The organism is Phytohabitans aurantiacus (genome assembly GCF_027923225.1).
GTDB classification, from domain to species: Bacteria; Actinomycetota; Actinomycetes; order Mycobacteriales; family Micromonosporaceae; genus Phytohabitans; species Phytohabitans aurantiacus.
This window is the reverse complement of the sequence record NZ_BSDI01000001.1, coordinates 83,727-103,578: the sequence shown is the minus strand read 5'-3', so window position 1 is coordinate 103,578 and position 19,852 is coordinate 83,727. Positions and strand designations below refer to the sequence as shown.

The window sequence follows — 19,852 nt, the reverse complement described above, 5'->3', positions numbered from 1 at the left end:
TCCCTGATAATGCGGCCTCCGAGCGCTTTTGAGGCGACAAAATCGGGGATTTTGTCGCGTGACTGGATCCGTCGTCAGCAGGTGCCGGCGGTCCAGGTGTCGAAGCGCGTCGCCCAGTCCAGGCAGTACTCGCCGCTGCCACCGCCCGACGCCGTCGGCACATCGTTCTCGCGCCAGTAGCGGGTGGCGTCCCCGTCCCGCACCTGGACGTTGTCGACCGTGATCCGCGGTACCGGAAACCCCGCTCCACCGTCCACATGCACCTCGACGAACTGCTCTACTTGCCCGCGCCCCCCGAGCGGCAGCTTCGCCGTCGTCAGCAGGTGCCACTGGTCGCGCCACCACAGCCACGCCTGCCAGACGTCGTCCTTCTCGGTGTGCACCGAGATCCAGATCTGCTCGTTGTCGGCGAGCGGAAACCTGTCGTAGAACGTCCAAGCGTTCCGCGTCGTGTCGTACGTGTAGACCCGCTGCTTGCCGCCGCCCGCCCAACCGGTCTCCGCCCAACCCGCCTCCAGCCAGGACAGTTGGCCCTTCGCTTCTTCCTTGACCATGAGCCGGGTGGCGACGAAGTCATGCGTACCCGCCCGTGCCCCGGTATCCCGCACCGTCAGCCGTCCTAGCACCCCCGACCACTCACCCGTGGAGGCCGCGCCAAGGTGGTGGTACTGCGCGGGGGCGGCACTGGCACCCCCGGCGAGCACCAGCCCGACGGTGACCCCCGCAAGAGCCGCACTTCGAAAAATGGTCACACTGGGCAAAACCGCCACGGGCTTTTGCGGTGACGCACCCGAAGGTGTCGAACCTGGTCCACTATCGCGGTATGCTTGAGCCTGCGGAGTCCGGGTTGCCCCCGGGCACTGCCAAGAAAGCCCTCAGGTGAGCCTGGGGGCTTTCTACTCTGGATAACCGATCCAGTGAATGCCGTGGTCATCGTCTGGAAGTGCTCGTGGGCCGAATGCTGAGAGGTAGGACTCGGCGAGTGCTCGCCGGTATCTTTCTGGCGTTTCCGATCGTGAGCCGTTTTGTGGCCCTCTTCGTCTGCGCGCATATTGCAATGCTGCGAACGATAGGAAGTCGGCGGCCTGAATGAGTGGGCTCTCGATGCTGGATTGAAGGAGTAGGTCTTTGATCACCGGTTTTCCCCGGGCTTGGGGAAGGCCGGCGCGGAGTTGGGCATACACCTCTCGCAGTCGGTGCGTGTTGTTGTAATCTGCCCACCTTTTCATGACTTGGTTGGCGTCGAGGTGTTCGATGTCCCTGGGTGAAGGGTCGCCGTCGTACACCAGGATCACACGGTTGTTGGTCGTCGCGGCCCAATCGGGACGCGTCGGATGAACGATGCGAACGCAAGCTCTGTGATGTTGCCGCCGTTCCGCGTGTCATAGTGCTGGCACGTTACGGTCGTCTTAAAGCGGTCGTCGTCGAAGGACGTCAGTGCGTCCAACATGATCTCATATGCCGCAAAGCGCTCTGCCATCGAAGTCAGTGGCCTGGTGCTGCCGGGAGCCGAGTAATGTCCACGCCCGGACATGAGCAGGTTGGCTTTGATCTCTCTTTCGAGCGGAATATCCCAGCGCTCCTTGAGCTTGTGGCGCCCCACCATCCAGGCAGCATAGAGATCGACATGGGCGCCAACCGGCACCAGCAATCCTGCAAAGGTTTGGTGGGGCCTTTCGCCGCCGTCGTCGACGAAGCACAGGAAATACACCCCGCGAGCCTAATGCGTTGTGATTCATGATCGTGGCCCGCTTTATTTGCGTGATTGCATTGGTGGTGACGCGTGGATCACGCGCGGTGGGGGTGCGGCGGAGGGCGGGCGGGCGGTAGGACAGACTGGCTGGTATGGCGGTACGTGGGTTCCCGTACACGGGGTTGAAGGACTTTCTCGCGGCGCTGGAGCGCGCCGGCGAGCTGCACCGGGTCACCGCGCCCGTCGATCCCACGCTGGAGATCAGCGAGGTGGTCACCCGCGCCGTCGCGGCCAAGGGGCCGGCGCTGCTCTTCGAGCGGCCGACGCGGGGTGAGATGCCGCTGGCGATCAACCTGTTTGGCACGCAGCGCCGGATGGCGATGGCGCTTGGCGTCGACAGTGTCGAGGAGATTGGCGCGCGGATCGGTGAGCTGGTCAAGCCCGAGCTGCCGGTCGGATGGTCGGGCATCCGGGAGGGGCTCGGCAAGGTGATGCAGCTGAAGTCCGTGCCGCCGAAGAAGGTCAAGACCGCGCCCTGCCAGGAGGTCGTGTACCGGGACGGCGACGTGGACCTGGGCCGGCTCCCGGGCCTGCAGACGTGGCCCGACGACGGGGGCATTTTCCACAACTACGGGCTCACCCACACGAAGCACCCCGAGACCGGTAAGCGGAACCTCGGGCTGTACCGCCTCCAGCAGCATTCGCCTACCACGCTCGGCATGCACTGGCAGATCCACAAGGACTCGACCGCTCATCATGCGGTGGCGGAGCGTCGGGGCGAGCGGCTGCCGGTGGCGGTCGCGTTCGGCTGCGATCCCGTCGTCTCGTACAGCGCGTCAGCACCGCTGCCGAGCGACATCGACGAGTACCTGTTCGCGGGCTTCCTGCGCGGCGAGCGCGTCGAGATGGTCGACTGCCTAACCGTGCCGCTGCAGGTGCCGGCGCACGCCCAGATCGTCCTGGAGGGGTACGTCGAGCCGGGCGAGCGCCTGCCCGAAGGCCCGTTCGGCGATCACACCGGGTTTTATACGCCGGTGGAGCCGTTTCCGGTGCTGCACGTGCAGTGCATGACGACCCAGCGCGACCCGGTGTACCACTCGATCGTCACGTCGAAGCCGCCGCAGGAAGACGGGCCCATCGGGCACGCGACCGAGCGGATCTTCCTGCCGCTGCTCAAGCTGCTGATCCCCGACATCGTCGACTACTCGATGCCGGAGGCAGGCGTCTTCCACAACTGCGTGGTGGTCTCGATTCGCAAGCGGTACCCGAAGCACGCGCAGAAGGTGATGTCGTCGGTCTGGGGCGCGCACCTGCTCTCGCTGGCGAAGCTGATCGTCGTGGTCGACGAAGACTGCGACGTGCACGACTACAACGAGGTGGCGTTCCGGGCGTTCAGCAACGTCGACTACAAGCACGACCTGCTGATCACCGAAGGGCCGGTAGACCACCTCGACCACTCGTCGTACCAGCAGTTCTGGGGCGGCAAGGCGGGCATCGACGCGACCCGCAAGCTGCCGACCGAGGGGTACACGCGGGGTTGGCCGGACGAGGCGGTCATGTCGCCGGAGATCAAGGCGCTCGTCGACAAGCGCTGGAAAGAGTACGGCCTCAAGTGAAGGCTTTCCTGAAGCTGGTCGCGATCGAGCACTCGGTCTTCGCGCTGCCGTTCGCGTACCTGTCCGCCCTGACCGTCATGACCCGCGACGGCGGGAAGGTGCGCTGGGCAGACCTGTTGATCATCACGATCGCGATGGTGGGCGCGCGCACGTTCGCCATGGCCGCCAACCGGATCATCGACAGGCACATCGACGCGCGCAATCCGCGTACCGCCAACAGAGAGCTTGTCACCGGAGCCGTGAGCGTGCGCACGGCTTGGACCGGCGCGGCGGTCGCGCTGGTCGTGTTCCTCGGAGCCGCCGCACTGCTGAACCCGCTCTGCCTGCTGCTCTCGCCGCTCGCGGTGGTGCCACTGGTCGTGTACCCGTACGGCAAGCGGTTCACCGACTGGCCGCACGCGATCCTGGCGCTCGCGCAGATGGTCGGGCCGATGGGCGCGTGGCTGGCGGTGACCGGCACGTTCGAAGGTTCGGGACCGGCGTGGGTGCTGGCCCTGGCGGTCGGTTTGTGGATTGGCGGGTTCGACCTGATCTACGCGTGTCAGGACGCCGAGGTGGATCGCCGGATCGGCGTGCGCAGCGTGCCGGCGCGGTACGGCGTGCCGTTCGCGCTGCGTCTGTCGACTGTGGTGCATGTGGTGACGTTCGGGCTGTTCGTGTGGTTCGGCGAGTTGGTCGGGCTGGGCTGGCCTTGGTGGGTCGGGCTGGCGCTGACCGCGGTGGCGTTCGGTTACCAGCACACGGTGGTCACACCGACTGACCTTTCCCGCGTCAATCGGGCGTTTTTCACCGCGAACGGCTTCGTGGGCATCGCCCTCTTCGCGTTCGCGTTAGGCGACCTCGTATACCGGTAGGTCTACCGGTAACGAGCGCTCTCCAGAGACCAGTCGATGGTGCCGCGGATCGCCCAGTCGACGCCGTCGATATAGCGGTCCGCCGGACCGCCGAGCGCCGGTCTCAGCCCCGGCAGGCGGCTCATCGTCTCCTGCCACAGGTCGCGTACCCGTTCCGCGGCCACTTCGAGCGGCACGCCGGCCTCGGTCGCGACCGCCAGGACCAGGTTGTGCCCGCCAGAGGTCGCGGCGTCCCGGTCGAGCGACAGCAGGTCGTTGAACCACGACAGCAGGTCGTTGCCGACCGCGCTGTACGCGCGTACCGCGGGGTGCCGCCACACCCCTTCCGGCACGCTGACGCCAGCCGCGAAGTCGACAAGTGCGTGTGCGACGTACGCCGCCGAGGTCGCCCGGCGCAACCTGATGTACTCGGCGATCCCCGGACGGTACCCGGAAGCCTTGTTACGGGCCTCGACCACGACGCCACGCAGGTGGTGCTCGACCGCGCTGACGAACCGCGCACGCCAGCGTGCCGGCATCCGCCGGCGCGGCTCCTGCCACGCGTCCGCCAGCATCGAGCCGAGTGGTCCGTCGACGGCGCCGCTCCCGGTCTCGAGCAGGTCGAGAGCGCCGTTGACCAGCGCGCGAACCCGGTCGGGCTCGGGCACGCTGGCGCGGTCGCACTCGTCGTCGGCGAGGAAGAACCAGGTGAAGAGCGCCGCGACGATCTTCAGGTCGTCGGGCGTCGCGTCTGGATAAAGACGGCCCGCGTACCGGGCGATGCCGCCCTCCGCGAGCCGGTCCGCCAGTTCGGCGGGGAGTCCGTGTCGGCGCGTCCATTCGCCGACCCAATCCTGGACTTCGTCGGCGTATACCGACATAGTGGGATTTATCGGGCAGTCGAGAGTGAAACAGATCGTCGGCATCATCGCCGCCTCCTGCCGTCCGGCCAAACGTCAGTCTGATGACGGTAGCCTTACGCTGGAACGATGCGAAAGCCGACGATCGTCGGTGTCTCTGGTGCATCTGGCACGCCGTACGCGGCGGCGGTGCTGCGGGGGCTCATCGATGCCGGAGAGTCGATCGATCTCGTGGTGTCCCGAGCCGCGCGGCTGACGATCCTCGACGAGACCGGGCACGCCTTCCGCGACGCGCACTGGAAAGACGACCTGACCACCTGGCTCGGCCGTGACCTGGGCGGCGCCGACATCGTCCACTGGCCGGCCGGTGACCTCGCCGCCGGACCGAGCAGCGGCTCGTACCCGGCGCGCGGCATGGTGGTCGTGCCGGCGAGCACCGCGGCGTGCGCGGGTATCGCGATCGGCCTGTCCAAGGATCTGCTCCAGCGCGCCGCCGAGGTGCACCTCAAGGAGCGCCGGCGGGTCGTCGTGGTGCCCCGGGAGACCCCGGTCACCCGCAGCCATCTGGAGCACCTGATCGCCCTGCACGACGCGGGTGCGGTGGTGCTGCCGGCCAGTCCCGGCTTCTACGGTGCCGGTGCCTCGGCGTCAGCGCAGCAGCTCATCGACTTCGTCGCCGGCAAGATTCTTGACGCGTTAGGCGTCGAGCACACCCTGTTTCGCCGGTGGACCGGTGAGTTGGGGGCGCGCTGAGGCGCCGCACCGGCGATTGCCGGTGCGGGCGCCTGTGACTGCTCAGCGAGCGGAGCTGGGCGAGTTGTGATTTGTGCGACTCGGACCCGGGTGTTGCCCGCCGGGTCCGTCGTTTCGCGGCCGATGAGCTGTGCTCGGTGGTGGGGCGGACTCGTCGCGCAGGGCTTCCAACTCGCCCTCGCCTTCGAGCAGCGCTCGTACCTCCGACTCCCGAAAGCGCCGGTGCCCGCCAGGCGTACGAATGCTGCCAATTCGGCCCGCCGCCGCCCACCGCGTCACGGTCTTCGGGTCGACGCGGAACAGCGCAGCCACCTCGCCCGGCGTCAGCAGACGATCTCCAGTGTCCACGGGCCCCTCCCTTGCGTCGACGAAGCCACGCCGGGTGATGTCCCGACAGCCTCGATAGGGACGTACGGTCATTACAGCACCGCGAGCGTGTCGTGTCCGGGAAACAGGGAAAACGCACTGTCTGGGAAGTTAGACGGTAGGATTTGCGAGCCCTCCTCGCCTTCCCGTGCTGTTAGGGTCTAGCAACCGTGGACGGTATCGATCTGAGGCTTGTAGACCTATTGCGCGCGAATGCCCGGCTCTCGTACGCCGAGCTCGCCCGACAGGTCGGGTTGTCTGCCCCAGCCGTGCACGATCGCGTCGGCAAGCTCGAGACCAGCGGCATCCTTCGTGGATACCACGCCGACGCCGATCCGGAAGCCATCGGCCTCGGTGTGACCGCGCTCATCGGCCTCGTACAGGACTCCGACGGCGACTCCGACGAGGTCCTCGCCGAGCTGCGCGAGATGCCCGAGATCGAGTCCTGCTACTTCATGGCCGGTGTGGAGTCGTTCCTGCTCAAGGTGCGAGTGGCGACGATCGCCGAGCTGGAGCACCTGATCGTCCGGCTCAACCGGACCCGCGGCGTCGCGTCCACACGCACCGCGATCGCCCTCTCGACCAAGTGGGAGGGGCGCCCGCAGCCCTTGCTACCGTCCGATGATGGAGATGCTGGACCGGTGTGACGAGGAGGGTCGGGCCTGGGTGGCGGAAGCCATCGCCAAGGTCGAGGCCGACGCCAACCGGTCCGCCGACACGCACCTGCTGCCGTTTCCGCTGCCCGCCGCGTGGGGCGTCGACCTGTACCTCAAGGACGAGTCCGTGCACCCCACCGGCTCGCTGAAGCACCGGCTGGCCCGCTCGCTGTTCCTCTATGGCCTGTGTAACGGCTGGATCGGCCCGCACACCACGATCGTCGAGGCGTCGTCCGGCTCGACGGCGGTCTCCGAGGCGTACTTCGCGCGGATGCTCGGCCTGCCCTTCATCGCCGTGATGCCGGCCTCCACGTCGCCCGAGAAGATCGCGCTCATCGAGTTCCAGGGCGGCAAGTGCCACCTGGTCGAAGACCCCGCCACCGTCGTGGTCGAGGCCCGCTGGCTCGCCGAAGACACCGGCGGCCACTTCATGGACCAGTTCACGTACGCCGAGCGCGCCACCGACTGGCGTGGCAACAACAACATCGCCGAGTCGATCTACGAGCAGATGTCGCTGGAGCGCCATCCCGTGCCGGCGTGGGTCGTGGTCGGGGCCGGGACCGGTGGCACCAGCGCCACCATCGGTCGCTATGTCCGGTACCGCCGGCTCGGCACCAAGGTCTGCGTGGTCGACCCGGAGCACTCGGCGTTCTTCCCCGCGTGGCAGGCGGCCGACTGGGGAGTGGAGACGGGGCTCGGCTCCCGCATCGAGGGCATCGGGCGGCCGCGCGTCGAGCCGTCGTTCCAGCCGGCCGTCGTCGACCGCATGGTCCGGGTGCCGGACGCCGCCTCGCTCGCCGCGATGCGTGCCGCCTCGGCGGTACTCGGCCGCCGCGTCGGAGGATCGACGGGTACCAACCTGTGGGGCGCCTTCGGCCTGATCAGCGAGATGCTCGGTGCCGGCGAGACGGGTTCCGTCGTGACGCTGCTCTGCGACGGCGGCGAGCGATACGCCGACACGTACTACTCCGACGCCTGGGTGGCCGCGCAGGGCCTCGATCTTGCCCCGCCCCGCGCCACCGTCGACCGCTTCCTCGCCACCGGCGAATGGGCCGGCGATGCCTGACCGGATCGCCGTCCTGTCAGACATTCACGGGGTACTGCCGGCGCTGGAAGCGGTGCTCGCCGAGCCAGACGTGCGCGATGCCGACCTCATCGTGCTCACCGGTGACCTGGCTGCCGGGCCGCAGCCGGTCGAGACCATCGATCTGCTCAGCTCGCTGGGCGAGCGGGCGGTGTGGGTACGCGGCAACGCCGACCGTGAACTTGCCGCCGCTACCACCGAGGAGCCGGTCTCCCGGTGGGCGGCCAGCCAGTTGCGCGACGACCAGCGGAAACTGCTCGGCGGGCTGCCGTTGACGGTCACCTTAGGATCGACGCTCTTCTGCCACGCCACCCCGCGTGACGACGAAGAGGTGGTGCTCGTCGACAGTCCACTCGACCGGTGGGCCACCGTCTTCGCGGGCGTACCCGACGAGGTCACGACCGTGGTGTGCGGCCACACGCACATGCCGTTCGTGCGCCTCGCCGACCGGCGGCTCGTCGTCAACCCGGGCAGCGTCGGCATGCCGTACGGCGGTGCGGGCGCGCACTGGGCGCTGCTCGGCGACGGGGTGAGCCTGCGCCGCACCCGCTTCGACCTCGACGCGGCATGTGCCCGGATCGCCGCCGAGTCCGGGTACCCCGACGCCGCGAAGTGGGCCGACTACTTCGTACGGTCAGCCGCCTCGGACGCGGACGCGCTCAGGGTTTTCGGACCGCGAGCCCGGGATAGTGCGTGACGTACCCCTTCGCGTCCACCGTCAGGTCAGCGGTGAACGTGCCGCTCGCGAAGCGAACCGTGTCAGGGCCGACCGCCGTGTAGATCTGCTCGCTGGGAAAGACCGCCAGGCTGGGCAGCCGCACGAACGCCATCGTGAGCCGGTGCGCGGTGCCGGGCGGGGCGCGCAGCAGATCGAGCCGCCGGATCGGCAACGTGTTCGGCAGGGGCGCCGCCCACAGGTCGACGTCGATCGCGTCGCGTAGCCGTTCGGGCTCTTCGGTGCCGGGCAGCCCGACCGGCGGGTGACCGGCCGCGATGAGCGCTGCGTCCAGGTCACCCTGCTCGGCGGTACTCGCACGCCACCGGCCGGCGGCCCGCTCCAGCTTGAGCGTGCGCAGCCAGCCGGCTCCCTCGGCGCTCACGTCCAGCCGGGCGGTCGCCCAGCCCTCGTCGGTGACCAGCTCGTACCGGCACACGTGCGGTATCGGGTCGATGGCGGTGGCATAGCCGCGGGCGTACAGCCCGCGGCGATCATCCACAAGGGCCAGATCCGACCCACTGCTGTCGATGCGTTCCCAGAAGAGCGCCGCAGGCATCACGCCCGTGATTATCCGCGCGGTGTGCGGTCCTTCGCACGCGAACCTTCGTGCTCGAAGCGGCGCCGCGGCGGCCGGGAGCCACGCGGACGGTCGAATCGAGGCGCCCGGTCGCCCCGGCGGGGAGCCGGAGACGGAGTGGGCTCTTCGACCACCGGTACGCCGCTGGGCTCGCGGGCACCGGTCACGTCGGCCAGTGCCTGGTCGCCGGCCCGTACGCGGGTCTCCGTCGGCTTCACACCGGCCCGCTGCAGCAGGGCGAGCGTCGACCGGCGCTGCTTGGGCAGTACCAGGGTGACGACCGCGCCCGACTCGCCGGCGCGCGCGGTGCGGCCGGCACGGTGCAGGTAGTCCTTGGAGTCGTTCGGCGGATCGATGTGCACGACGAGCGACACGTCGTCGACGTGGATGCCGCGGGCCGCCACGTCGGTGGCCACCAGCACGCCGACCCGCCCCTCGCGGAACTCCGCCAGGGTCCGGGTGCGGGCCCGCTGGGTCTTGCCGCCGTGCAGCGCCCCCGCCCGTACGCCCACCGCGGCGAGCTGCCCGACCAGCCGGTCGACGCCCATCTGGGTGCGAACGAACATGATCGTGCGACCCTCGCGCGCGGCGATCGAGGCGGCTACCCCGAACTTGTCGTGCGGCGGGATCAGCAGCATGTGGTGGTCCATCGTGCTGACCGTGGCCACCGGCGGCGCGGTCGAGTGCGTCACCGGGTCGGTCATGAAGCGCTTGACCAGCGTGTCGACGTCGCCGTCGAGGGTGGCCGAGAAGAGCAGCCGCTGCCCACCGGCTGGCGTCTTGCCGAGCAACTCGGTGACCTCGGGCAGGAAGCCCATGTCGGCCATCTGGTCGGCCTCGTCGAGGACCGTGATGTCGATGTCGTCGAGCGAGCAGGCGCCGCGCTGGATCAGGTCACCCAAGCGCCCCGGCGTGGCCACCATCACATCGACGCCCCGCCGCAGCCCGTCGATCTGCCGGTCGTAGGGCACGCCGCCGACCGCGGTGCCGAGGAACAGGCCAACAGCGCGGCCCAGCGGCCGGAGCGCGTCGGCGACCTGCATGGCGAGTTCGCGGGTCGGTACCAGGATCAGCGCGCGCGGGTGGCGCGGCCGGGCCTTCGGACCGGCTGACAGGCGGGCCAGCAGCGGCAGGCCGAACGCCAGCGTCTTACCGGAGCCGGTCTGGCCGCGGCCGAGCACGTCGCGGCCGGCCAGGGCGTCTGGCACCGTGGCGGCTTGGATCTCGAATGGTGTGGTGATGCCTTCCCGGTCGAGCGCCCGCACGAGGGGGCGCGGCAGACCAAGGTCGGTGAAGCTGGGCTCCGCAGAGGAGTCGAAAACGGACGGAAACGTGCTGGGGTCAGCGAAGGTGGTCAAGTAAACCTCTCAACGGGGGCCCTCTTCGCATGGCCCCGCCGCGGCCCGCAGCTCGCCGCCGATCGCCAGAAAGAACGCCCATGGGCGCGGAAACGGCCGCGCCAGGTCAGTGATCTCGACAAGTGTACGTGTACGCGGCGGCGCGCGCCCACGTGGGCGTGCTCACCCCAAAGGGCTCAGCCGTTCAGCAGACCGTCGAAAAGGTTGCTGAACGTGTCGCCCGCGGCGAGTGCGGCGATCACTCCGAGCATGACGACCACGCCCAGCACGATCGCCATGATGACCATGACCTTGGCGGTGCTGCGGCCGTTGCTCGTCTCGTCGGACCAGCCCTGAGCCAGGATGTGGCCGGTGAGCGAGCCAGAGTTTTCCAGGTGAGGGCCGTTCGGCACCGCCATGGTCATGTGCGGCGGCGGCTCGCTGCCCGGTCCGCCGTAGACAGTCCCATGTGGACGCTGACCGCGTGCCCACTGCCCGTACTCGGCCGATGTGGACACCGCCGCCGGCGGCGCGCTGTCGGGCCGCCCTTCGGGCTCTTCGACCCGGTCGGCAGCCGGGGCACCCCAGCCAGCAGGCGCGGTGGGATTACCCGCCGGCGGCCAACTCGGTAGCGCCGGGGCCGGCACGACGGGTGGCGCGCCCGCCGCGCTCGGCGCGGCGCTCGCCGTGGGTGATGGTGGCGTGCTCATCGCGGACGGTGGGGTGCTCGCCATCGGTGATGGCGCGCTCATTGCCGGCGGTGGCGTGCTCGCCGTGGGTGGGGATGGCGCGCTCATCGCGGGCGGTGGTGTTCTCGTTGCCGGCGGTGGCGTGCTCACTGCCGGCGGCCATGGTGTGCTCATTGTGGGCGGTGGTGGCGGGAACGGTGGCGCGGGTTCCGGTGCTGGGGGTGGCCCGGGTGGCGCCGGAGTGGGCGCGGGGCCGGGTGGCACGGGCACCGGTGGCACCGGCTCTGGCGGTGGGAACGGATTTGGCGCCGGCCCTGGTCCGGGCGGCTCCGGACGAGGCGGCTCGTCAGGAGGCGCGGGCTCGTTGGCGGTCGGTGCGCGGTAGATCCGTGCCTGGCTTCCGGTGCCGCGCAGCAGCGCCGCCCTGATTTCGTCGGCGGTCGGCTGCGGAGCACCCGGGACGGAGACGCGCGCCCGCGCGGACGCGCCAGGCTCGCCGGAGCGCTGTGCGGGAAGCACGTACTCGGGAGTCTGCCCGGCGGCCGGTGCCCCGGAGGTCGGTGCGGGCGGCGCTGACGTCGGTGCCGGTGGACCGGACGCCGGCGGAGCGGAGACCGCGGCCGATGCCGAGGCGCGGCCAGCCACCGCAGCGGCAGCGCCGAAGGAGGGCACACCGGGCGGGGGCGCCTCGTACGAGGTCGCGGCCGGCGGCGTGCTGTAGGACGGCAGGCCCGAGACGGGCGCCTCGTGCGACGGCGCGCCTGGCAGGGAAGCGCCAGCCGGCGGCGTGCTGTAGGCGGGCGGGCCAGACGCGGGAGCCGGAGCGGGCGATGCGGGGGCGTCCGGCGCGGGATCTTTCCATGCCACCGCGAAGGCCGACCACGGAGAACTGTCGACCGGCGCCTTGGGCTGGCGCCGCGCGAGCGGTGGCGCCGATCCGGCCGGTGCCATCTGGGGCGACGGGACCGGAGGAGGATCCGTACTGGCTGGTGGCTGCGGCGCGGGCTCTTCCTTCGCCGCCGCGGCAGCGTCGCCGGCCCGGTAGGTGGTGCCGCTGCTGGCGCCCCGCGACGGCAGCCCGGCGAGCTCGCCGGGGGCCGGCGTGGAAGCGGACGCCACAGTCGCGCGCCCCCTGACGGCCGGCTTGTCCGGCGTTACCACCGGCAGGCCGGGCGGCGTGCTCCAGACCAGCGCACCAGGCGGCAGGGGCGTGATCCCGCCCGCCGCTTGAGAAGCTGGCGCCGCTTGAGAAGCTGACGCCACCTCAGAAGCCGGCGCCGCCTTAGAAGCTGGCGCCGATGCGACAGCAGGAGGTGCCGATACGACCGGTGGCGCCGACACGGGAGAAGGCGGTGCCGGGTCAGCGGGGGCGAAGCCGGGCCACAGGGCTCCCGCGGGCGGTGGCGGCGGCAACTCGTACGCCTCGGGCAGGTCTTCGGGTGGTGCCTCCGGCAGCGCTGTGCCGACGGGCGGGGGCGGCGGCAGATCCGCCGACGCCTCCCGGCCAGCCGCCGGGTCGCCGGACTGGTGCTCGTTCATCTTCGCCTCCCGCGTCCCCTTCACTTCTCACCGTGCCATATCCGCGCCCGCCAGCCCACCCAGACCCGGAAGGCTCAGGTCAGGAGCCGCTGCTGGCCGACGTCGATGCGGACGACTCCGAGTCGGGAGACGCGTCGGAGGTGGCGGGAGCGGCGCTGGACGTACCCGGGGCCGCGCTCGGGCTGTCCGGCGGCGTCGGCGAGGGCGTGGCCAGCGGCGGCGTGGTCGGAGGCGTGGTGGGCGGCGCCGGCGGCGTGGTCGGCGGCTTCGGGCTGGTCGGCGGTGTCGTGGGTGGCGTCGTAGGCGGCGTGGTCGGCGGCTTCGGCGTGGCCGGTGGAGTGGTGGGTGCCGGTGTGGTCGGCGCTGGCGTCGTTGGAGCCGGCGTCGTGGGCGCCGGTGTGACCGGCGCGGCCACCTCGCCGTACACCCGGGTCGCGGCGAAGAGCCGTGACCACCAAACGGCGTTGATCTGCACCTTTGACCGGCTGTTCGGGGCGTGGACCATCATGCCGCCACCGACATACATGCCCACGTGGTGGATGGTCGTCCAGCTGTTGCCAGATGCGAAGAAAACCAGGTCGCCCGGCAGCAGCGCGTACTTGGACACCGACTTGCCACGGGTGGCGTAGTACTGGTCACGGGACACCCGGGGAAGCTGGTAGTAGCCGACCGACCGGTACGCCGCCCACATGAGGCCGGAGCAGTCGTACGTATCGGGGCCCTCGGTGCCCCAGACGTAGCTCTTGCCCATCTGCGCCTTCGCGAACTGCATGGCCGCGATGGCCTTGGGGTGCGCCGCTTTGCCGGCGATCGTCTCGTCGCCGATGTACTGGGCGCCGCGCCGCTGCTCCGCCTCTTCGTTCTGCCGTTCGATGACGGCGAGCTGGGCGGCGTTGCGCGTCTCCAGCTCGGCGAGCGCGGCGTCCTTGGTCTTGTAGGTGCTCTCCAGCGTCGTGAACTGCGTGACCGCCATCTGATGGCGACCCAGCGCCGCGTTGTACGCCTCCTGCGCCACCCGCTCGGCGTCCTTGGCCCGTGCCACCTCGCGGTCGGCGTCCTGCGTCGAGGCGCTGGACCGCTCGCCGCGCTGGAGGCGCGACAGCTCGCTGAGCCCGTGCAGGTCGGAGCCGAACATGCCCGGCGGCAGCTCCGCTGCTTCCTTGAGCGCATCGGCGGCGGCGCTGTCGGCGGCGGACTCCGCCTTGGCGACGGCCTCCTTGGCCTGGCTCAGCTGGAGCTCGACGCTGCCGAGGTCGGCCTTGGCCTGATCGCGCTCCTGGAGCCGCGTGACCAGCAGCTGTTCAAGCGTCTGTACTTCGACCCGGGCGTTGAAGACCTGCGTGGCGAGCGGGCCGTTGACCGTGGGCGGCGGCGTGTAGGTGGAGCCGCCGGTGCTGGGGGGCGGTGCCTGGCCGGGGAGTAGGAGGCTGCCGGCGGGGGCGGGACGGGTGCCGGCGTCGGGAACCGTGTTGGGCACGGTGGGCTCGGCGTAGACAGGGCTGGCGAACGCGAAGGCGACGGCGGCACTGAGCGCGGCGGACCAGGCGATTGGTCGCAGCACGGGACCAACCACCCCTCGACGCGGTGCCTGATGCCTACCCTTACGCCTCGCCATAAGGCCTCCCCGTAACCAACCCATCCCATCCTGTTCCTACCGCAAAGGCCGACCTATGTCGATTGGAAGTCAGGTAACGGGTACCTGAGAGATCGTTGACCTACAACCAACGTAGGCTCGGTGTCATGGATCCGGTGCACAAGCGGCAGGTTGACGACAAAGTATCCGGTGGTGCACCGCTGCTGCCAGAAGACGTCGCGTTCCTCGGCGAGTCCGACGACTTGTCCTGGCTGGGCCGGCTCGCGCACACCCGCCGCACCGCCAGGTACGCAAATCGCGTGACCTTCGTGATCGGCGGCGAGGCTCCGGCCGGCGAGACCCCCGCCCCTGGCACGTCGCCCGCCGAATCCTTGAAGGCGTTCGCGCTGGCCCGCCTGAGCGCTGCCGACGACGCACACGTCGTCGCCTCCCTGGCCGTGCACGGCGCACCCCTGGCCCAACTCGCGCTGAACTTCGGCGCCGACGACCTCGTATGCCCCGCCGACGCCGACCGCGACGACGTGCTCAACCTGATCTGGGACGCCGGCCTCCAACCAGTCGAACGAACCCCGGACCACACCGTAATCACCGAACACCCCCCACCCACCCCCCTAGCCGACCGCCGCAAAACCCCCCAAAACATCTGGACCTAACCCACGCCCGCGCCCCGCGCCCCGCGCCCCGCGCCCGCGCTCCGCGCCCGCGGCCCCTGTGCCCGCCGATCAAGGGCGAATGCACGTGGTTGGATCTCTTTTCCGCGTGTATTTGCCCTTGATCCATTCGATCTTCCTTGATCGCGGCCTGGCCGCGATCCCTTGGGATGGATCGCCTACAGCCTCACGTACGCTCATGGGGTCATGACTGAAGCGCAGAGCAGCTTCCCCCGGCGCGACGCCGACGGGCGCATCATCGCCATCACCGACCTGCTGGGCCTGGCGCTCGCCGGCCTGGTGATCGGCGTACTCGCGCTGGTCGTCTTCGACGGCGTCTTCTCACTGCTCGACCTCGGCGACTTCGGCGAGGCGAGCGGTTGGCTGGCGATGATCCTGCCGGTGTGGATCTTCGTTGAGGAGTTCCGTGCGTGGGCGGGCGGCCCGGCCCGGATCGCGGCCGCGCTGGTGGGTGCCGCGATCGGCGTCACCTTGGGCTTGCTGGCCGCGGGATTGATCAGTGGCGCGGGTCCGCTCTGGTCGGGCGTCGCCGCGGCGGCTGTTTTCGCGCTGGCATACGCATTGATCTGGTTCTACGGCATCCGGTGGTTGGTCCACCGGACCGGGTAAGGAAAGGCCATGAGCCCCGCGATCAAGTACACGTTGGGTCGGATCGGCCTGTTTGTGGTGATCCTCGCCGTCCTGTGGCCCTTGGATCTTGACATCTTCGTGAAGATCATGATTGCCCTGCTGGCTTCGGCTGGTCTGTCGTTCGTCCTGCTGCGCGCCTGGCGCGACCAGATGGCCGGTCAGATGGCCACGGCCGCCGAGCGGCGCAAGGCCGAGAAGGAGCGGCTCCGCGCCGCCCTCGCGGGCGACGACGAAGCCTCGAAGTCCTAGCGCTCGCAACGACCCGCCGATCAACGACTGGCGCGACGTCAGCGTCGCCGCCTGCGACGAGCTGTGAACGGTTGTTGTAGCTGGAGCAGCAACAACCGTTCACAGCTCGAGAGGTCCGCTGCGCGGATGGGAACAATCCGGTCGGTGGCCGGCGCCGCGCCCGCTGCGCTTGGTCGGGCCTGGCACGGTGCCAGAGCCCGCAGCTCAACGACGTCGATCAAGGGCATTCGCATCGATCAAGGGCAAACGCACGCGGAAAAGAGATCAAATCACGTGCATTCGCCCTTGATCGGCGACGAGAGGGGCGCGCGCGCAGCGCGGAGCGGGCGGCGAGAGGGGCGCGCGCGGAGCGCGGAGCGGGCGGCGAAAAGGCGCGTGCGGAGCGCGGAGCGCGCCCCGCGACGAAAGCAGGTAGCGGGGTTAGACCCCGTGGGGCATGGGCTTCCACCAGGGCTTGATGATGTACGCGATCCCGCCGGAACCGCCCGACACCCCGCCGCTCGCGTTGATCCTCTTCGTACGCAGCCAGATCTGCTCGAACTGCGACCGCTTGTACACATTGCGCACCGCGTCGTTGGATGACGAGGCGGGATCGTTGACCACCACGTCACCGTTCGAGGTGAAGCCGACCACGACGAACAGGTGCCCAGCGGTACCGTAGTTCGCCCCATCGAGCTCGCTGGCGAGGAACGACTGGCTCGTGATCACCGGGATGCCGGCCTTGATGAACCGCTCCACGTCGTCGAGCGAGTGCAACCGGGTCACGAACCCGTCCAGTCCCGGGAAGGTGGCGGCGTACGCCGTGTTGAACGGCCAGTTTCCCGCCCCGTCGTACTGGTAGTCGTAGACCATCCGCGCGGCGTGGTTGACGGTGTGATCCGGGTACGTCGGGTCCACCCAGGACGTGTCCTCTTCGGACGGCTTGCGTCCCCAGTACTCGATGACCATCTCGGTCGAAGTCGGCGAGCACCACGCCTCTCCACCGCCGTCGTACTCGGGGTAATGCCCGGTGTGGATGTTCTGCGAGTACGAAGGTACGGCCAGTTCCCGGCCCCACGCGATGCCCCCGGCGCTCGGGGTGACCGTGAAGCGGTCCGGCACGTACGAGCTCATCGCGCCGAGCATCCACACCCGGGGTGACCGCCACTGGTCAGGCGCCCGGTACAGGGTGAGCCGCAGCTGGTACCCGCTCAGCATGACCCCGTTGGCCACGTCGTCGATGGAGAATGTGTCGGTCCAGATCGTCGACCAGGGATCGCCCTGCCGGTTGACGCTGGTGCGTTTGATGTCCTGGTCGCCGGAGGCCCACCGCCCCATGACGTACCACGGCGTCTGCGTGCCCGTGTTGTATGTGCCCTGCATCTCGATCTGGATCCAGGTGCCGGCGGGGGTTTCGGCGTTCCACGACGCGACGAGTTCGCTGGCGTCGAACCCAACCTGGCGCACCGGCGACGTCCAGGTCGCATATTTCCACGTCTTGGTCGTGCCGGTGTGCGGATCGGCGTAATCGATCGTGCCGGCGGGCTTCAACATGGTGATTCCGGTGCGTACCCCGGGAATCGCGACCGTGCCTTGATGGGTGCCGCCGCGCCAGTCCTTGTAGGTCGACCAGTCCTGAAACACAATCTGCTCGTCATGAGTGAGGGAGTGAGTGTGGGCGGCGGCGTGGGCGGGCGCCCCGGCGCCGAGTATGGCGATCGCGGTGACGCCGGCGAGGGCAGCGGTGGTTCGGGCCATGCCGTCACTATTCCGTCCGAAGACAACTTTCGCCAGATCCATCTAGTTGGTAAATCTTTGCCGGCGAGACGACCACACTGACATATTGATATGACCATGTGATGGGTGCTGCAGTTGTTCATCACATAACCGGATCTCCCCACCCACGGAGGTTCACGCAATGCAACTGCGCAGGATCACCATCCTCGGCGCCACAGCGGCCGCCGCGCTGCTCCTGATCACAGGAAGCCCGGTCGTCGCCGAACCCGAGCCCGGCCCGAAGGCGGCCGTTCTGGCCGGCCAGTACACCGTCGTCGGCCCGCGGACGTTCGCGGACCGCGATGCCATCGCCCGCACAGGTGCCGCGATCGACTACATCGAGCACGGCAAGATCTACGTCTCTGCCACCCCGGCCGAGGTGCGAGCCATCATCCGGCTCGGCTTCCAGGTCGTGGCCGTGCCGGCCGAGGTGCCGTCCGGCGGCGTGAGCACATTGGACTTCCCGCCCGCCGACTCGGCGTACCACAACTACGCTGAGCTGACGACGGTGGTCAACCAGGTCGTCGCCGACCATCCGAGCATCGCTCGCAAGATCAGCCTGGGCGCCTCGTACGAGGGTCGCGACATCATGGCTGTCAAGATCTCCGACAATGTGGCCACCGACGAGGCCGAGCCGGAGATCCTGTTCAACTCCCAGCAGCACGCGCGCGAGCACCTGACCGTCGAGATGGCGATCTACCTGCTCAACCTCTTCACGGACAGCTACGGTTCCGACTCCCGGGTGACCAATGTGGTCAACTCCCGCGAGATCTGGATCGTCCCGTCCGTCAACCCCGATGGCAGCGAGTACGACGTCGCCACCGGCTCGTATCGCTCATGGCGCAAGAACCGGCAACCCAACAGCGGTTCGTCCAATGTGGGCACCGACCTCAACCGCAACTGGAGCTACAACTGGGGTTGCTGTGGCGGCTCGTCCGGCACGACGAGCTCCGAGACGTACCGTGGTCCGTCCGCGTTCTCCGCACCCGAGACCCAGCGGCTGCGCGACTTCGTCAACAGCCGGGTCGTCGGTGGCGTGCAGCAGATCAAGGCCAACATCGACTTCCACACGTACTCCCAGCTGATCCTCTGGCCGTTCGGGTACACCACCGCCAACACGGCGCCCGGGCTCAACGCCGATCAGCAGGCCGTCTTCCAGACCATCGGGCAGCAGATGGCCGCCACCAACGGCTACACGCCGGAGCAGTCGTCCGACCTCTACATCACGGACGGCGACAGCATCGACTGGATGTGGGGCCAGCACGGCATCTGGGCGTACACCTTCGAGATGTACCCGGGCTCTGCCACCGGCGGCGGGTTCTACCCGCCCGACGAGGTCATCCCCGCGCAGACCTCGCGCAACCGTGAGGCGGTGCTGATCCTCTCCGAGTACGCCGACTGCCCCTACCGCGCCACCGGCATGCAGGGCACGTACTGCGGCACCGGCCCCGGCACCACGGTCTGGTCCGACACGCTGGAGACCGCGACCGGCTGGACGACCAACGCCAGCGGCACCGACACCGCCACGACCGGCACCTGGGCGCGGGGCGCGGCGCAGGCGACCACGTCGAGCGGCGCCAAGCAGCTGACCCCGTTCGCGGGCAGCAACGACCTCGCCACCGGCCTGTCCGCGGGCGCGGCCGCCGGCGACAACGACATCGACGGCGGCACCACCAGCGTGCGCTCGCCCGCCGTGACCCTGCCGTCGAGCGGGACGCTGTCGCTGTCGTTCGCCTGGTACCTCGCCCACGGCTCGAACGCGTCGTCGGCGGACTTCTTCCGGGTGAGCGTGGTGCACTCGGGCGGCACGACGGCTCTCCTGACCGTGGCCGGCGCGGCGACCAACCGCAACGGCGCCTGGGCGACCGCCAGCGCCAACCTGACCCCGTACGCGGGGCAGTCGGTCAGCATCCTGATCGAGGCAGCTGACGCATCCACCGCCAGCCTCGTCGAGGCGGGCGTCGACAACGTCACCATCACGGCGTCATAGCAGGTCACACCCGCCCGCCCCGCGGCTCCAGCGTGAGCCGCGGGGCGGGTAACGTGCTCCATGACCGCGCGTAGCGAAGCCGGTGTGACTCCGGTGCTGTCCCGCAACTGTGATGCCGCCCGCTTAAGTGAGGGAGGACAAGCCAGGTCGCCTGCGAACGGTCGCGAACCGCGCCTTCGAGGAGGGGCGCCTTCGCGGGCGGAGCGCGGCTCTTGTCGGCGAAGCACCAGATCCTCGACCGA

General features: G+C 69.3%; 21 protein-coding genes and 1 riboswitch. Of the genes, 11 read left to right on the top strand and 10 right to left on the bottom strand.

Annotated elements, in window-relative coordinates; translation table 11 throughout:
• Positions 1-74: 74 nt before the first annotated feature.
• Together QMG73_RS00485 and QMG73_RS00480 are read right to left on the bottom strand one after the other, a co-directional pair.
• Complete coding sequence (locus QMG73_RS00485) at positions 75-752, bottom strand: hypothetical protein (protein ID WP_281891656.1); 678 nt, start codon at positions 750-752, stop codon at positions 75-77.
• A gap of 539 nt (positions 753-1,291) precedes the next feature.
• Positions 1,292-1,711, bottom strand: a complete 420-nt coding sequence (locus QMG73_RS00480; protein ID WP_281891655.1) for a hypothetical protein — start codon at positions 1,709-1,711, stop codon at positions 1,292-1,294.
• Positions 1,712-1,845: 134 nt separating this feature from the next.
• Between QMG73_RS00480 and QMG73_RS00475 the strand changes: the two genes are divergently transcribed.
• Together QMG73_RS00475 and mqnP are read left to right on the top strand one after the other, a co-directional pair.
• A complete protein-coding gene (locus QMG73_RS00475) occupies positions 1,846-3,309 on the top strand; it encodes a menaquinone biosynthesis decarboxylase (RefSeq protein WP_281891654.1) in 1,464 nt (487 codons plus the stop codon).
• Positions 3,285-4,163 (top strand): menaquinone biosynthesis prenyltransferase MqnP, encoded by an 879-nt coding sequence (gene mqnP / locus QMG73_RS00470; protein ID WP_281892178.1) that lies wholly within the window; start codon positions 3,285-3,287, stop codon positions 4,161-4,163. The genes QMG73_RS00475 and mqnP overlap by 25 nt, the downstream gene beginning before the upstream one ends.
• A gap of 2 nt (positions 4,164-4,165) precedes the next feature.
• Here mqnP and QMG73_RS00465 read toward each other — a convergent pair whose 3' ends face one another.
• The gene (locus QMG73_RS00465) at positions 4,166-5,023 is read right to left on the bottom strand and encodes a terpene synthase family protein (RefSeq protein ID WP_281891653.1); all 858 of its coding nucleotides are present in this window, start codon (positions 5,021-5,023) and stop codon (positions 4,166-4,168) included.
• Between the two features lie 108 nt (positions 5,024-5,131).
• Here QMG73_RS00465 and QMG73_RS00460 point away from each other — a divergent pair, with 108 nt between their 5' ends.
• Positions 5,132-5,755 (top strand): UbiX family flavin prenyltransferase, encoded by a 624-nt coding sequence (locus tag QMG73_RS00460; protein WP_281891652.1) that lies wholly within the window; start codon positions 5,132-5,134, stop codon positions 5,753-5,755.
• A gap of 42 nt (positions 5,756-5,797) precedes the next feature.
• Here QMG73_RS00460 and QMG73_RS00455 read toward each other — a convergent pair whose 3' ends face one another.
• The gene (locus tag QMG73_RS00455) at positions 5,798-6,103 is read right to left on the bottom strand and encodes a BldC family transcriptional regulator (protein ID WP_281891650.1); all 306 of its coding nucleotides are present in this window, start codon (positions 6,101-6,103) and stop codon (positions 5,798-5,800) included.
• Between the two features lie 188 nt (positions 6,104-6,291).
• Here QMG73_RS00455 and QMG73_RS00450 point away from each other — a divergent pair, with 188 nt between their 5' ends.
• From QMG73_RS00450 to QMG73_RS00440, 3 genes are read left to right on the top strand one after another with little or no spacing between them, the layout of a single operon-like run.
• Positions 6,292-6,768, top strand: a complete 477-nt coding sequence (locus tag QMG73_RS00450; protein WP_281891648.1) for an Lrp/AsnC family transcriptional regulator — start codon at positions 6,292-6,294, stop codon at positions 6,766-6,768.
• On the top strand, positions 6,746-7,843 hold the full coding sequence (gene cds1, locus QMG73_RS00445) for an L-cysteine desulfhydrase Cds1 (protein ID WP_281891646.1): 1,098 nt from the start codon (positions 6,746-6,748) through the stop codon (positions 7,841-7,843). The genes QMG73_RS00450 and cds1 overlap by 23 nt, the downstream gene beginning before the upstream one ends.
• Positions 7,836-8,558 carry a metallophosphoesterase family protein gene (locus QMG73_RS00440; RefSeq protein ID WP_281891645.1) on the top strand — a complete coding sequence of 241 codons (723 nt, stop codon included), beginning with the start codon at positions 7,836-7,838 and terminating at the stop codon, positions 8,556-8,558. Before cds1 ends, QMG73_RS00440 begins: the two co-directional genes overlap by 8 nt.
• On the opposite strand, the gene QMG73_RS00435 is transcribed toward QMG73_RS00440, so the two are convergent.
• The 4 genes from QMG73_RS00435 to QMG73_RS00420 all read right to left on the bottom strand — a co-directional run bounded on the left by QMG73_RS00435 (position 8,521) and on the right by QMG73_RS00420 (position 11,345).
• Positions 8,521-9,135: a putative glycolipid-binding domain-containing protein gene (locus QMG73_RS00435; protein WP_281892176.1), complete on the bottom strand. Its 615-nt coding sequence runs from the start codon at positions 9,133-9,135 to the stop codon at positions 8,521-8,523. The genes QMG73_RS00440 and QMG73_RS00435 overlap by 38 nt on opposite strands.
• Positions 9,136-9,146: 11 nt before the next feature.
• Positions 9,147-10,436: a DEAD/DEAH box helicase gene (locus tag QMG73_RS00430; RefSeq protein WP_309299421.1), complete on the bottom strand. Its 1,290-nt coding sequence runs from the start codon at positions 10,434-10,436 to the stop codon at positions 9,147-9,149.
• Between the two features lie 254 nt (positions 10,437-10,690).
• Positions 10,691-11,140 (bottom strand): hypothetical protein, encoded by a 450-nt coding sequence (locus tag QMG73_RS00425; RefSeq protein WP_281891644.1) that lies wholly within the window; start codon positions 11,138-11,140, stop codon positions 10,691-10,693.
• The gene (locus tag QMG73_RS00420; RefSeq protein ID WP_281891643.1) at positions 11,100-11,345 is read right to left on the bottom strand and encodes a hypothetical protein; all 246 of its coding nucleotides are present in this window, start codon (positions 11,343-11,345) and stop codon (positions 11,100-11,102) included. Before QMG73_RS00420 ends, QMG73_RS00425 begins: the two co-directional genes overlap by 41 nt.
• A gap of 240 nt (positions 11,346-11,585) precedes the next feature.
• On the opposite strand from QMG73_RS00420, the gene QMG73_RS00415 reads away from it, so the two are divergent.
• Positions 11,586-11,903: a hypothetical protein gene (locus QMG73_RS00415; RefSeq protein WP_281891642.1), complete on the top strand. Its 318-nt coding sequence runs from the start codon at positions 11,586-11,588 to the stop codon at positions 11,901-11,903.
• An 897-nt stretch (positions 11,904-12,800) separates the two neighbouring features.
• Here the strand turns inward: QMG73_RS00415 and QMG73_RS00410 are convergent.
• Positions 12,801-14,282, bottom strand: coding sequence for a C40 family peptidase (locus tag QMG73_RS00410; RefSeq protein WP_281891640.1), 1,482 nt, complete (start codon positions 14,280-14,282; stop codon positions 12,801-12,803).
• A 179-nt stretch (positions 14,283-14,461) separates the two neighbouring features.
• Here QMG73_RS00410 and QMG73_RS00405 point away from each other — a divergent pair, with 179 nt between their 5' ends.
• From QMG73_RS00405 to QMG73_RS00395, 3 genes are all read left to right on the top strand, one after another.
• The gene (locus tag QMG73_RS00405) at positions 14,462-14,968 is read left to right on the top strand and encodes a hypothetical protein (protein WP_281891638.1); all 507 of its coding nucleotides are present in this window, start codon (positions 14,462-14,464) and stop codon (positions 14,966-14,968) included.
• 204 nt (positions 14,969-15,172) lie between these two features.
• Complete coding sequence (locus tag QMG73_RS00400; protein WP_281891637.1) at positions 15,173-15,595, top strand: hypothetical protein; 423 nt, start codon at positions 15,173-15,175, stop codon at positions 15,593-15,595.
• Positions 15,596-15,604: 9 nt separating this feature from the next.
• The gene (locus QMG73_RS00395; RefSeq protein ID WP_281891635.1) at positions 15,605-15,865 is read left to right on the top strand and encodes a DUF4229 domain-containing protein; all 261 of its coding nucleotides are present in this window, start codon (positions 15,605-15,607) and stop codon (positions 15,863-15,865) included.
• Positions 15,866-16,285: 420 nt separating this feature from the next.
• On the opposite strand, the gene QMG73_RS00390 is transcribed toward QMG73_RS00395, so the two are convergent.
• Complete coding sequence (locus QMG73_RS00390) at positions 16,286-17,602, bottom strand: C39 family peptidase (RefSeq protein WP_281891633.1); 1,317 nt, start codon at positions 17,600-17,602, stop codon at positions 16,286-16,288.
• Positions 17,603-17,762: 160 nt separating this feature from the next.
• Here QMG73_RS00390 and QMG73_RS00385 point away from each other — a divergent pair, with 160 nt between their 5' ends.
• Positions 17,763-19,610 carry a M14 family zinc carboxypeptidase gene (locus QMG73_RS00385; protein ID WP_281891632.1) on the top strand — a complete coding sequence of 616 codons (1,848 nt, stop codon included), beginning with the start codon at positions 17,763-17,765 and terminating at the stop codon, positions 19,608-19,610.
• Between the two features lie 29 nt (positions 19,611-19,639).
• Positions 19,640-19,779: riboswitch (cobalamin riboswitch) on the top strand.
• Positions 19,780-19,852: the final 73 nt, after the last annotated feature.